Raw genomic sequence first — 13,074 nt, forward strand, 5'->3', positions numbered from 1 at the left:
TTAGCCTCGCGCTTCTTCATCGATGACGGAGCGATGGCGCGTCTCCGGCATCAGCAGATAGGTGACGAGCGATACGGCTGCGCACGCGCTCACGTAGTAGAAGAACCACGACTCATGACCCGCGTGCTTGAACTTCAACGCGAGGTATTCGGTCGTGCCGCCCATCACCGACGACACCACCGCAAACGGCAAACCGACGCCGAGCGCGCGCAGCTTCGCGGGAAAGAGTTCCGACTTCACGAGCCAATGTATCGACGAGAAGCCGCTCAGAATGCCGAGCGCCGCGAGATTCAGCGCGAATGCCGCCCATACGCTGTGCGTCGTGCCGAGCGCATGCATCAACGGCACCGTGCAGAACGTGCCGCCGATACCGAAGATCAGCATGACAGGACGCCTGCCGATGGCATCCGACAGCAGTCCATAAAGCGGCTGAAAGCACATGTAGATCACGAGTGCGGCTGTGGTGATGAGCGTCGCCGTGTTGCGGCTGAAGCCCGTCGTGTTGACCATGTACTTCTGCAAATAGATCGTGAACGTATAGAACGCGACCGTGCCGCCGATGCTGATGCCGATGGTCCACAGCGTCTGCATGCGATGGCGGATCAGCAACGCAACGAGACTGCCGCGCTCGGCTTCGCCGCGCTGCTTGCCCGCCCTGAGCGCATCGGCACGCTCGAACGCATCGGTTTCCGCGATGCCGCGCCGCAGATACAGCGCGAATACCGCGAGCGCGCCGCCGATCGCGAACGGAATGCGCCAGCCCCAGTCTTCGAGTTGCGCGGACGACAGCACGAGCCGTTGAAGCAGGAGCATCAGCGCAAGGGCCACGAGCTGACCCATCACGACCGTCACCTGCACGAAGCCGACGAAGAAGCCGCGCCGGCCCGCAGGCGCCATCTCGCTGAGATACGTCGCGCTCGTGCCCGCCTCGCCGCCCATGCTGAAGCCTTGCAGCAGCCGCGCGCAGATGAGCACGCCTGGCGCCGCGACGCCGATCGTCGCGTAGGTCGGCGTGAGCGCGATGATCAGCGAGCCGATGCTCATCATCGCCACCGATACGCTCAGCGCGACGCGCCGTCCGTGCCGGTCCGCGAGCGCGCCGATCGCCCAGCTGCCGAGCGGCCGCACCACATAGCCGATCGCAGCGACAGCGGCCGCGTTCAGCAATTGCGCCGTCTGATTGCCGCCCGGAAAGAATGCCTTGCTGAAGTAGATCGAGAAGATCGAGTACGCGAGAAAGTCGTACCACTCGATCACGTTGCCCGCGCTGCCGCCGATAATCGAGCGCAGGCGTTCCCGCCGCCCGGCGAGAGAGGCCCGTAGCGACAGATCGTGAGGCGTTGCGGCCATCCTGTGTCCCCTTGCGGCCGTCGGGCCGCTATTGTCTGGTGCCTGGATTGCTGCCTTGCTACTTTCCTGCCGTGTTGCGCGTGATGTTCTCGCGTTTGATGTGCTCGCGTGTGATGTTCTCGCGCCGCTAACCGTGCGACGCGAGCAAGCGCACGAGTTCTACTGCGTCGGCTTTTTCTTCGGCGTGCATGACCCAGTCCACGATGCGCTGGATCTGCTCGCCTTTGATGCGATGCGCCGCGAGCTTCGTCATCTTGCCGACGATTTCCGCCTCGCTCGCGAATGCGTGCTCGCTGCCGCGCTGCGACTGCACGGTTTCCTCGAGCCGCGCGCCGTCGCGCAGTATCACCTCGACGCTCACCGTATGGCGCGCGCCGCGCCCGAGCGCGGTGATCGACGGGTCTTCGAGCACCTGCACTCGGTCCGCCAGCGCCATGCGTTGAGGGTCGGCCACTTTGTCTTCGCTGAACTGGTCGACGAACACATCGCCTTCGAGCAACAGCGTCGCGACGCAGTACGGCAGGTTCAACTGCGCGGACGTCAGCCCCTGCGGCACGTAGCGCCAGCCGACATGATCGACCGTCACACGCGAGCCATGCACGACGATCGACTCCACGTCGTTCGCGCCGAACGGATGACGCGCCTGCATCGCGCGGATCGCATCGAGCGTCGTGTGATTGCTGCCCACGCACGAATAGAACTTCAGCGCGATGTTCATCGTCTCGAAGCGCTCGCCGAGGCCGTCGATCAGTTGCGTCAGATCGAAGCGGTCCGTCGATCGCGAGAATGTGCTGCAAAAACCGCCATACGGGTTCTCGAACACATCGACAATACCCGTGAAGCCGTTCCGCGCCAGCAGCGCGCCATACAGTCCGCTTTGCGCGGCGCGTCCCGCGTGCATGCGCTTGACCATCGCGCCGAACTGCGCGGCCATCAGGCCCGCCGACTGCGTGCCGCCGATGCCGAGCGCGTGCACTGTCTGCGCGGTATCGAGACGCAACGCGGCCGCCGCGCCCGCCGCAGCCGAAAACACGCCGACCGTCGCGCCCGAATGCCAGCCCTGCGCGATATGTTCGGGGCCCATGCACATGCCGACGCGCGGCCCTACTTCATAGCCCGCGACGCAAGCGCGCAGAAAGTCGCGGCCACTCATGCGCGCGTCGGCGGGCAGTGTCTCGGCAACGGCGAGCACGGCGGGCAACGTCACTGCGCCGACGTGCAGCACGCCCGCGCGATGAACGTCGTCGAGCTCGAAGCTCTGGATCATCGTCCCGTTGACGAGCGCCGCATGTGGCGCGGACAGTTTCAACGGCATGCCCCACACATTGCAGCCCTGCGTCGTATCGATACTCGCGAGCGTGTCCGAAAGGATGCGGCTCCATTCGAGGCCCGAGCCGAACAGGGCGCAGCCGAGCGAATCGAGAATCAGCAGCTTGATGCGAGCGCGCACTTCGTCGGGAATCGCTTCGTAACGCAATCCCGCGACGAAGGCCGCGACGCCGCCGGTATAAGGGTTTGTGCCGATGTCGTTGTGCTGGTTCATCGCGTGTCAGGCGCAATGGCGCTAGTAGTGGGTTTGAGCCGGGCATGCTGCTTTGCTGTCACCCAGTATCCGCACGCGCCAAGGGTTTGTGAATTGCGTGCGGCGCGATTATTATTGCCTCACATGCAATAGTCGATAGTGTGTGAATCGCCAAAGTCCGGTCCCAACCAGGCCCACCGTCAGGCTCCCATGATTCGCTACCCCGGCGTCGATCTCGATGCGCTTCGCGCTTTTGTTGCAGTCGCTTCGCACGCGTCGTTCAACGATGCGGCGATCGAACTGAACCTGTCCGCGTCTGCGCTGACGCGACGCATCAAGCGGCTCGAAGAAGCGCTCGACCTGATGCTCTTCGAGCGCACGACGCGCACGGTCTCGCTCACGTCATCGGGCGAACTGCTCTTGCCGCGCGCGCAAAGCGTGCTGCGCGAACTCGACGCGTCGTTGCAGCTCGTCACCGAGGCCACGCGCATTCGCGCAGGTCAATTGACGATTGCGTGCATTCCCACTGTCGCGAAGTTCCTGCTGCCGAAGATCGTCGGCAGCTATCACCGCAAGCGGCCTGAGGTGCGGCTGAGGCTGATCGAAGCCGATCTTTCGACGGTCGCGCGTCGCGTCGCCGATGGCGACGCGGAATTCGGCATCGCGTTTCTCGTCAACGAAACGCCGGAACTGGCAATCGACGAGTTGCTGGTGGACCCGTATGTATTGGCATGCCCCGCCGATCATCCGCTTGCGAAAAGCGAGCACGTCGCGTGGCGAGAACTGAGACCGTGGCCGCTGATCGTATCGGGCACGACGAGCGGCAATCGCCGGATGCTCGATGCCGCATTGCGCGACATCGACTGGCGCCCGGACCGGCTGATCGAGATCGAGCATCTGACGACGTCGCTCGGACTCGTCGAAGCCGGACTCGGCATCTCGATCATTCCGCGTTGCGCAGCGCCACGCGACCCTCAATCGAGAATCGCGATCCGTCCGCTCGTCGAGCCGACGGTTGCACGCACAATCGGCTTGATCCGCCGACGCGATGCGACGTTGCCTGCCGTCGCGCGCGATTTTCGTCTGACGCTGCGCAGAATGGCGCCGCTTGATCCGGCGTGGATGCAGCCCGAGTGATTGCGTTTGGTTAAGGGGCACGAGTGCGCACCGCTCGAACGGGCGCAGTCTCTGCTCGTCGAGTCACGCAAAACTCACCGAAATGAAGCACATTTCGCACTAACACTGTGCATTGTGTCGCTAAGTCTGGTTCCCCAAATAATTTTTGCTGCGCAACAGGCAAATTGGCGCAATACTGAGTCGCCCGCTTCTTCTCGCGGGTTTGCACTCATTAAAGAGGCCTACTCAAGCAGGCCTTGTCCCGCAGTAGATCGACTCACGTGAAACGGCAATCAGGTCATGGAACTTTGCGATGAATGCTCTACGCTCCAGGGATGCTCCGCTGACAGGATCAGGGAAGAAGGACTAACGCTGATCGGCGTCGGTGAATGCGAAGGCGTAGTGGCGATCGAGCACTACCGTTGTGAAAAGTGCCGCGCGCTACTGGTTCGGCAACTCCGCGGATGTTCGGCCGAGCAGGTCTGGACCGCGTTTTCCTAGTCCGCGTTTTTCTAGGCCGCGGGCCAGCTTTTCAACACGGCCGCCACCAATTGACGAAGCTGCCGACGCGTAGCGCCTCCCCTCGCCTGAACGGCCAGCCCCTGAATAAACGTCGATATGAAAGTGGCCGCATCGTGACTGGTCATGCCCTCCGGAAGCGGCCCCGCGTGCTTCACTGACTCGAAGCGCTCGCGCAGACGCCGCTCGAAAGCATTGCGGCTCTCCGACAATTCATCGCTCAGCGGGCGCGCATCCGCGCTACACGCAAGCGCGGCAAACGTCACGAGACATCCTGACGGCGTGTTCTTCCCTGTGTGAAGCACGACCATTCCCTCAAGCAGGGATTCGGCGATCAACCTGGGTGTCGGCTGCGCCAACGCATGTTCACGGAACGCCAGATGGTGGTCGTGGTAGCGATCGACCACCCGACGAAAGAGTCCCTCCTTGCTTTCGAACGCCTTGTACAAGCTGGACTTCGTGAGCCCCGTTGCATCCTGGAGATCCGCTAGCGACGCGGCGTCGTAGCCTTTCTCCCAAAAGACGTGCAGGGCTTTCTCCAGAACATGATCTTCGTCGAACTCTCGCGGGCGTGCCATTTCAGTTTCCTCTGACAGACCATTATTGTAGACCAAACGGTTTACAACGAAGGATTGCCTCGCTACCGCCCGGCTGGCCAACAGCTCGGGACTCGTTCGATGAAACCGCACGACCTCGTGAGTTCCTTCGAACGACATTCGAAACCGTCTGGTCCATAATTCTCGCAATCGTCACCGGCCGTGACGTCAACCATGGAGCGGATCATGTCGCAAGGTTTTGAAGGAACCCGTGTCGCAGTCGTCTACCACAGCGGTTATGGACACACGAAGAAGGTCGCAGAAGCGGTGGCCCGAGGGGCAGCCAGCGTCGAAGGGACTGAAAGCCTGCTGATCGGTGTGGAGGATATCGACGCATATTGGTCCATCCTCGAACAGGTGGACGGAATCATCTTCGGCGCTCCCACGTATATGGGCAGCGCGTCTGCAGAATTCAAAAAATTCATGGACGCGACGTCCCGCAATGTCTTTGCAAAGGGAAGCAAATGGGCCGACAAGGTCGCAGCCGGTTTCACCAATGCGGCATCGCGTTCCGGCGACAAACTGGCCACACTTCAGCAGATTGCGATCTTCGCCGCGCAGCATCGGATGCACTGGGTGAACCTGGGCCTGCCGCCAGGACACAATCATTCGCAATCGACGGAAGACACGTTGAACCGGCACGGCTTTTTCCTTGGTGCGGCCGCGCAATCGAACGCCGATGAGAGCGCCGACGTTACCCCACCCGACGCGGATTTGCGCACGGCGGAATTTCTCGGCGCCCGCGTCGCCGAAGTGGCCTCGCAACTTGCCGCAGGCCGCGCAATGCTGAACGCTGCCGTTGCGGCAGCGTAAAGATCCATCCAGACTCAGGAGCCTCACCATGACTCAGAACATTTCATTCATTGTCCATCTGCCCGGCAAGCCCGAGGCACGCGAAGAACTTTACTCGAGCCTCATCAAGGTGCTCGACGAAATGTCGAATGAACCGGATTTCGTGAACACATACCTGCATCGATCCGCCGATGACCCCGACACGCTCGTGCTTTATGAAACCTGGGCGTGCAGCGCACAATACTTCATGGAGCATCATCTGAAGAAGCCGTACCGGGTCAACTACGAAGGCAAGCTCAAGGGCCTTCTGAAGTCCGAGAGGACGTTCGAATGGCTCGATCTTGTCAAAGGCTACGAACGCAAAGACAAGTAAGTTTTTATTGAAGCTCTATAGCCGGAAGCTGGCACGGTTTCGCAAGCCCGCTTCTGGCAAGCATCTCTCTCGCGTACTCACGGCCGTTCAGGTCCGAAATCGCGCTCGCAACGCAGATAGTCGGAAACCACTGAAGCAAGAATCATCCGGTCATGGTTCGCCGGAAAGAAGGACGGACTCGCCCGAGGCCGAAACACCGGATCGCCACGCCAGATCGGCATGCCGCTCAGTACACAAAAAGCGTCCACACGCGCAAGCCCTATTCGTCAGACCTGGTCCGCATAGTGGCCTGAGCGCGGATCGCTCCAGCACACGCTGAGCGACTTCGACGACAGCCGTTCGAGAATGGAAACATGCGAAGGCGGCGGTTCGACATCGACCGGTTTGAACGCCTGCCTTGATGGTCTCCGCCTCGAACGCAACTTCTTCCTCGGAACGTACCGCGCCCCGATCGTCGCTTCGAGCGTGTCGGGCTCCGGCATCAATATGCCGACTAGCGCGCGTCGAACGATGTCGTCATCAGCTTGGCTGGTCATCCATTCGGCTCCGTCTCTACCTGCAAACTCTGAACCAGGAAAAGTCACCACCGTCGTTCGACAATCGATACGAATCGAATTGATGCAGTGAACTCTGCGTGCATTGTGAACCCTTCGGTCCACAATGTAAACGCCAACCTTGCTGAATGCGGCCCTTGACTGATGCACCGCGCACGAAGTCGATTCTCACGAAACCACGTTCGATAATCCGGAACGTTTCCTTCGATACCCTCGCATTTACTTCTGAACCGATAAGTCCATAATCGTTGCGACACGTCGCGATGCGAATGCATACAAGCAGTCTTTGTGGCAAAAAATGATGAATCCCTTTGCCTGCCTGTTCGACTGCACATTGGCATCGCGTGCGCGGAGTCGTAGCAGCGAACGCTGCTGCGGATCATCACTGGCATCGATGCTTCGTTCGGTGCTTCTATTCGACAGGAACGGTCATGGAGAAGCTAACAAGCAAGCGTGCGAAGGTAAACGGCGTAACACTGCACTACGTTACGGCGGGGAATCCCTCTGGTCCCGTGGTCCTCGCGATGCACGGATGGCCTCAGAACCATAGGGAATTCATTCCGATCATCGACGCACTGGGCAAGGAATATCGGTTCATTGCCCCAGACCTGCGTGGGTACGCGGACAGCGACAAGCCGTTTTCCGGCTACGAGCCGAAAACGATCGCTCAGGACATGATCGAACTGCTCGAAGTGGAAGGCATCGACCGCTTTCATATTTTGAGCCACGATCTGGGCGGTCCGCCGTCGGTGGCGCTCGCGTACATGGCCGGCGATCGCGCTATATCGCTGTCCACGATCGAGACACCGTTCTTCGGACTCGACTTCCCCGGATATGTCGACCCGCGCATGCCGTACTGGCATCTCGGCATGCATATGAACATGGACATCACGCGCTTTCTTGTCGAGGGACGAGAGGAGCAATATCTGCGCCATTTCTTCCGCGACTTCGCCTACAACCCCCACGCAATGCCCGAAGAGGAAGTGGCGCTTTATGTCATGCAGATGAAGCAGCCTGGAAATCTTCGAGCGAGCCTCAATCACTACGGCTACATTCCTCAAATGGCCGAGCAGACAGCAGAGCTCGCGAAAGAGAAGCTGAAAATGCCGATGCTCGCGTGGGGTGGAAGCCACTCCTTTGGATCGCACTGCTTCGATAGCGCGAAGGCAATCTCTGTCAACGCGAGTGGCGGCGTGATCGAAGAATGCGGCCATTGGGTCTTCGAGGAGAAGACGCAATTCATCTCCGAAGAACTGCAAGCGTTCTGGAAACGCGCCGGCCGGGAGCAAGCATGACTTTGCAGCCGAAAGCAGGCGACGCATGGCCGTTCGGGATAAACCGTGTCGATCACACTGGAATAACCGTTTCGTCGCTTAAAGCGTCGCTCGATTTCTGGGTCGGCGTTCTTGGATTTCAGCATCTCTACACATGGGACTTCAAGAACGATGCATTTATCGAGAATCTCGTCGCGGTTGAAGGCGCTTCGCTGAGCCTTGCGATGGTCGAAGGCTACGGACACAAGATCGAACTGTTGCAGTACTACTCGCCCGCCAACCGAAAGACCGTCGACGCGCGTGCGTGCGATGCAGGCTTTATCCACATCGCAATGTATGTCGATGACCTCGACGCGCTGCTTGAACGGATCAAGGAAGATGGATGGCTGCCCGTCGGGCCGCCACAACGCGTCGAAGGCGGTGAGCGCGATGGTTTGAGGCTTGTCTATGTCCGAGGTCCGGACGGCGTGACGCTCGAATTTCTGCAGCCGCCAGCACACAAGAAATTCACGGCTCGATCTGAGTTCACGCCAGAGGTAGGTTGATACTGACAAACGTGGAAATGGTGCTCGCAACCGTGGTTGCGAGCACTTTCTTTTTCCGGGCCCGAGAACGATTACATCGGCGATGTGTTTCGCACTGCTCCATCGCAATTGCTCTGCATTACCCAGCATCCGGTTATGAGCTAGCTCAAAGCCTCTTCCCAACGTGCCACTTCACGCGTTAGCCGTCCCCCTCCAAAGGGCGGGGGACTAAAACAGACAAAAGCCGTAGGATGCATGCACCCCTTCGCAGGAGACGTCGCAATGTCTTGCTCATGTGACTCATATCCCTGTCGAACTAGCGGTCCTCAGCGGCCCATCAGGCGCTCAAGTGCCATATCGCCGCTCGATCCGTTCCTGTGGCCCCCTTGCAAAGAAGGTGGCTGGAACAGTTGAGCACTATCGGCAATGGCTTAATACATCAACAAAAATTCGTCGGCACCGATTGACCGCGTCACCCGGTATACGACATTGCCATCTTGCCTTGCCAGTCCGCCGCTGCGGCGGTGATGAAGCAGTGACCACTTTTGAAAACGTGGAGGAGATGCGCTTGCCGAATTCAATACCCACCCCTTGATCTGCGTTCGACCGCTTTGATTCAGGATGCGCTTCTGATCCGATCGACAGCACGATTTCTACTCACCCCATTCGCCTTTTTCCGCTGTGCCTTCTCGACACGGCAAGACGCAACGGCGGTGAACGTTCATTCTGACTTTCACGGAGTACTGCACTACTGCAGTTTGAACATGGCCCGACCCAGAATCCAATTTGATATTTCGGCGGACGAACGTGAGCAACTCCTCGCGATGGTCCACACGCAAAACCACCCTCCCTCATGGAGACTTCGCGCGAAGATCCTGCTGATGGCGGCTGACGGTCATTCGAACAATGACATCAGCAGCGAGTGTTCGATAACGTCGGCGGCCGTAACATACTGGAAGAGGCGGTTCCTCGCGGGTGGGCTCAATGGGCTCGTCAACGGGTCCGTCGACGGCCGCTACGATCTCCGTCCCGACAAGGAGGCGCTGCAAATCGAGCAGGTGTGTAACGCTTGGATCAGCGCTCACTACACGCGCAGCGAATCCAGCTAATTCAAAGACGGGAATGGATCGCTAGAAATAGCGACCCATTCCGCGCATCGCATCGACCGGATGCCCCTTTTCCCGCTCCCTTCAATCGGTCGAATACCCAATAGTCGTCGCGACGGCGCCTTCGAATCCCGCGCGTTCCCTCAAAAGCACAAAGTAGCGACTACCTCTTTTTATGGGGGGGATGGGGCACTCCGTAGTCCTTTTGCCACGCCGCCCCATAAAGTTTTTTTCACGCCTCCGATAGCCTTCTTATGGCGTCAGGCACCCGAGCAGCAGATGCATCGCCCAGCCGATATGGCCGTCCGGTCGCACGATCCACACCGATCCGCCAACTGCACGTTAGTGCTGCACGCCCCAGCGCCGCACGGTGACGCGTTCGAGCGTATCGAACACCAGATGCTCGACGAGCAAGCCGATTGCGATGACGGCAACGAGGCCCGCAAACACGCGATCCGTGTAAAGCTCGTTGCGGTTCTGGAAGATGTACCAGCCGAGTCCGCCTTGCCCCGCACTCGCGCCGAACACCAGTTCGGCCGCAATCAGCGTGCGCCATGCGAAGGCCCAGCCTACGCGCAAGCCCGCCACGATCGATGGCAACGCGGCCGGCACGAGAATCAGCAGCACCTGGCGCAGACCCTTGAGGCCGTAGTTGCGCCCCGTCATCCTCAGCGTTTCGGGCACGCCGAGAAAGCCCGTGTACATGCTGAGCGCGAGCGGCCACAACACGGCATGAACCAGCACGAACAGCAGGCTCCACGTACCGAGGCCGAACCAGAGCAACGCGATCGGCAGCAGTGCGATAGAGGGCAGCGGATTGAACATCGCGGTGAGCATCGACAGCAGATCGCGGCCGATGCGCGTCGATACTGCAAGCGACGTCAGCGCGAACGCGAGCAGCGCGCCGATCGCATAGCCGCGCAGCAGCACCGACAGCGAGATCGCCGTCTTCGAGAGCAGTTCGCCCGATGCGATGCCCTGCACGAACGCCGTCAGCGTCGTGCCGAAGGTGGGCAGCAACAGGTCGTTGGCAACCGCGCGCGCGGTCACTTCCCAAACGGCGATCAGCACCGCCGCGATGAGAATGCGCCGGCACCACGCGGCATCCCATACGCGCCGAAGCGGCGGCACGGGCGTCGTTTCAGTCGGCGAGCCCTGTCCTTCGAGTGGCCGCTCGTACTCGGGACGCACGGGCGGAACAAGGCCGGTCTTCGCGGGCGTGCTCATGCGTGGTCCTCCTGCGGCGTCAATGCATCCGCATCGAACAGCAGACGATGAATGCGCGCGACGCTTTGCTGGAAGTCATGTCGCCCGATGCTGTCGCCGATGCTTTGCAGCGAATACTGGTGGCTGTTCAACTCGGCACGCACGCGGCCCGGGTGCGGCGACAACAGCAAAATGCGATTGCCGACGATCAACGCTTCCTCGATCGAATGCGTGACGAAAAGCAGCGTGAAGCGCGCGTCATCCCATAGCCGCAGCAGTTCTTCCTGCATCTTGCGGCGCGTCAGCGCATCGAGCGCGGCGAACGGCTCGTCCATCAGCAGGACGCGCGGCTGCATCGCGAGCGCGCGCGCAATCGCCACGCGCTGCTTCATGCCGCCCGATAGCGTGTGCGGATAGGCATCGGCGAAATTCGCGAGGCCGACCTTGTCGAGATAGTGCAGCGCGCGTTCCTTCGCTTCGGAGCGCGCGCAACCGCGCGCGACCCGCAGCGGGAACGCGACATTCTCGACCACGGTTTTCCACGGCGGCAACTGATCGAATTCCTGGAACACGACGACGCGATCCGCGCCGGGTCCACGCACCCGCTCTCCATCGAGCGTGATGGTTCCGGTGACAGGCTCGATGAATCCCGCGATGGCCTTCAGCAAGGTCGACTTGCCGCAACCCGACGGACCCAGCAGCACGAAACGGTCCGCTCCGTACACGTCGAAGCTGACGTCGCGAGTCGCGCGCACGATCCGCTCGTGCGTGCGGTATTCGAGGTTCACGCGATCGACGGCGAGCAGGCGCTCACTGTACACGGCGCCGCTTCGATCCGCAGCGGCTGCGTTCGACGCGGCTCGCGCATCCCGCGAGTCCGCCGATGCGCTTCGCTGCGATGCGCGCGGCGCGATCCGGTCTTGTGTCGTGGCAGCGTTCACGATGGCAACTCCAGCAGACAAAACGACAACATACGGGCAAGCTCGCGCGGCACCAACCGACGAATGTGAATATTCAAAGTAGCCGTCCGCATAAGCATCGAAAGCGATGCAGCCGCGAGGCGCACGCATCGCACGCGCATGACGGTCAGCTTCCGCCCGCCGTCGCGGGATCGTCGAAGAAGTAGTCGCGCCAGGACTTCGGCTCGTTGCGGATCGCGCCGACGCGATACATGAACTGCGCAAGCCCGAATGTGTTCTGCGGCGCGATCTTGAACTGCACTTGTGGATCGCGAAGTATTTTCAGCAGCAACGCGCGGTCGATCTTCGAGTCGTTGACGCGAATGTAGATGTCGGCGGCCAGCTCCGGGTTCGTCGAGATCAGATGCGCCGCTTGCGCGAGCGCGGCCACGAACGCGTGATAAGTCTTCGGATTGTCGCTGCGGAATTTCTCCGTCGCGTAAAGCACGGTCGCCGAACTCGGGCCGCCGAGCACATCGTAGGAGTTCAGCACGATATGGGCCTTCGGGTTCTGCGCCAGTTCCTGCTGCTGGAACGGCGGATTGCCGAAGTGCGCGGTGATCACGCTGCTGTTCGCAATGATCGCGGCCGTCGCGTCCGGATGCGGGATGGCCTGCGTGAAACCGTCGATCCTGTCGAACGCCTTGTCGCCCCATTGCTTCGCGGCCGCATACTGCAACACGCGCGATTGAACCGACACGCCGACGGCGGGCAACGCGATGCGGTCCTTGCTCGTGAAATCGGCGATGGTCTTCACGTTCGGATTGTTGCTGACGAGGTAGTACGGCAGATTGCCGAGCGACGCGACGCCCTTCACGTTCTGGCGTCCGCGCGTTCGATCCCATACCGTCAGCAGCGGGCCGACGCCCGCACCAGCGATATCGATCGACCCCGACAGCAGCGCATCGTTGACGGCCGCGCCGCCCGACAGCCGCACCCAGTCCACCTTGATATCGAGTCCGTCCTTGCGGCCTTCCTGTTCGATCAGATGCTGATCGCGCGCGACGTTGAGCAGCAGATAGACGACGCCGAACTGCTCCGCGATACGAATGTGCCCTTCGGCCAGCGCATCTTGCGGCAAGCCGAGCGCGCTCACGCCGACGACGGTCAAAGCGGCAGCGGCGATGCGACGCGCACGACGGATGAGCGCGGCCCATGCCGCGCGATAAATGTGCAACATGAA

Annotated in this window: 14 protein-coding genes; 6 read left to right on the forward strand and 8 right to left on the reverse strand. The window is 60.8% G+C overall.

Features of this window, described 5'->3' with window-relative positions:
• Both VSR68_RS05680 and VSR68_RS05685 read right to left on the reverse strand, forming a co-directional pair.
• The gene (locus VSR68_RS05680) at positions 1 to 1,350 is read right to left on the reverse strand and encodes an MFS transporter (protein WP_342938851.1); all 1,350 of its coding nucleotides are present in this window, start codon (positions 1,348 to 1,350) and stop codon (positions 1 to 3) included.
• A gap of 127 nt (positions 1,351 to 1,477) precedes the next feature.
• The gene (locus tag VSR68_RS05685) at positions 1,478 to 2,893 is read right to left on the reverse strand and encodes an MmgE/PrpD family protein (protein WP_342938852.1); all 1,416 of its coding nucleotides are present in this window, start codon (positions 2,891 to 2,893) and stop codon (positions 1,478 to 1,480) included.
• 189 nt (positions 2,894 to 3,082) lie between these two features.
• Here VSR68_RS05685 and VSR68_RS05690 point away from each other — a divergent pair, with 189 nt between their 5' ends.
• Positions 3,083 to 4,009 carry a LysR family transcriptional regulator gene (locus tag VSR68_RS05690; protein WP_342938853.1) on the forward strand — a complete coding sequence of 309 codons (927 nt, stop codon included), beginning with the start codon at positions 3,083 to 3,085 and terminating at the stop codon, positions 4,007 to 4,009.
• A 491-nt stretch (positions 4,010 to 4,500) separates the two neighbouring features.
• On the opposite strand, the gene VSR68_RS05695 is transcribed toward VSR68_RS05690, so the two are convergent.
• Positions 4,501 to 5,223 carry a TetR/AcrR family transcriptional regulator gene (locus tag VSR68_RS05695; RefSeq protein ID WP_342938854.1) on the reverse strand — a complete coding sequence of 241 codons (723 nt, stop codon included), beginning with the start codon at positions 5,221 to 5,223 and terminating at the stop codon, positions 4,501 to 4,503.
• Positions 5,224 to 5,289: 66 nt separating this feature from the next.
• Between VSR68_RS05695 and VSR68_RS05700 the strand changes: the two genes are divergently transcribed.
• Together VSR68_RS05700 and VSR68_RS05705 are read left to right on the forward strand one after the other, a co-directional pair.
• Positions 5,290 to 5,916: a flavodoxin family protein gene (locus VSR68_RS05700; protein ID WP_342938855.1), complete on the forward strand. Its 627-nt coding sequence runs from the start codon at positions 5,290 to 5,292 to the stop codon at positions 5,914 to 5,916.
• A 28-nt stretch (positions 5,917 to 5,944) separates the two neighbouring features.
• Complete coding sequence (locus tag VSR68_RS05705; RefSeq protein ID WP_342938856.1) at positions 5,945 to 6,268, forward strand: putative quinol monooxygenase; 324 nt, start codon at positions 5,945 to 5,947, stop codon at positions 6,266 to 6,268.
• Between the two features lie 77 nt (positions 6,269 to 6,345).
• On the opposite strand, the gene VSR68_RS05710 is transcribed toward VSR68_RS05705, so the two are convergent.
• Entirely contained in the window at positions 6,346 to 6,516 is a 171-nt protein-coding gene (locus VSR68_RS05710; protein ID WP_342938857.1) for a DUF3331 domain-containing protein, read from the reverse strand.
• A gap of 18 nt (positions 6,517 to 6,534) precedes the next feature.
• A complete protein-coding gene (locus VSR68_RS05715; RefSeq protein ID WP_342938858.1) occupies positions 6,535 to 6,804 on the reverse strand; it encodes a hypothetical protein in 270 nt (89 codons plus the stop codon).
• A gap of 449 nt (positions 6,805 to 7,253) precedes the next feature.
• Here VSR68_RS05715 and VSR68_RS05720 point away from each other — a divergent pair, with 449 nt between their 5' ends.
• The 3 genes from VSR68_RS05720 to VSR68_RS05730 all read left to right on the forward strand — a co-directional run bounded on the left by VSR68_RS05720 (position 7,254) and on the right by VSR68_RS05730 (position 9,729).
• Positions 7,254 to 8,117, forward strand: a complete 864-nt coding sequence (locus VSR68_RS05720) for an alpha/beta hydrolase (protein WP_342938859.1) — start codon at positions 7,254 to 7,256, stop codon at positions 8,115 to 8,117.
• The gene (locus VSR68_RS05725; RefSeq protein ID WP_342938860.1) at positions 8,114 to 8,641 is read left to right on the forward strand and encodes a VOC family protein; all 528 of its coding nucleotides are present in this window, start codon (positions 8,114 to 8,116) and stop codon (positions 8,639 to 8,641) included. Before VSR68_RS05720 ends, VSR68_RS05725 begins: the two co-directional genes overlap by 4 nt.
• 743 nt (positions 8,642 to 9,384) lie before the next feature.
• A complete protein-coding gene (locus tag VSR68_RS05730) occupies positions 9,385 to 9,729 on the forward strand; it encodes a helix-turn-helix domain-containing protein (RefSeq protein ID WP_342938861.1) in 345 nt (114 codons plus the stop codon).
• A gap of 339 nt (positions 9,730 to 10,068) precedes the next feature.
• Here VSR68_RS05730 and VSR68_RS05735 read toward each other — a convergent pair whose 3' ends face one another.
• From VSR68_RS05735 to VSR68_RS05745, 3 genes are all read right to left on the reverse strand, one after another.
• Positions 10,069 to 10,953, reverse strand: a complete 885-nt coding sequence (locus VSR68_RS05735; protein WP_342938862.1) for an ABC transporter permease — start codon at positions 10,951 to 10,953, stop codon at positions 10,069 to 10,071.
• A complete protein-coding gene (locus tag VSR68_RS05740; RefSeq protein ID WP_342938863.1) occupies positions 10,950 to 11,873 on the reverse strand; it encodes an ABC transporter ATP-binding protein in 924 nt (307 codons plus the stop codon). Before VSR68_RS05740 ends, VSR68_RS05735 begins: the two co-directional genes overlap by 4 nt.
• A 145-nt stretch (positions 11,874 to 12,018) precedes the next feature.
• The gene (locus VSR68_RS05745) at positions 12,019 to 13,071 is read right to left on the reverse strand and encodes an ABC transporter substrate-binding protein (RefSeq protein ID WP_342938864.1); all 1,053 of its coding nucleotides are present in this window, start codon (positions 13,069 to 13,071) and stop codon (positions 12,019 to 12,021) included.
• Positions 13,072 to 13,074 lie beyond the last annotated feature (3 nt).

Origin of the sequence: Paraburkholderia phymatum (genome assembly GCF_038900715.1) — a bacterium.
Taxonomy (GTDB): Bacteria; Pseudomonadota; Gammaproteobacteria; order Burkholderiales; family Burkholderiaceae; genus Paraburkholderia; species Paraburkholderia phymatum_A.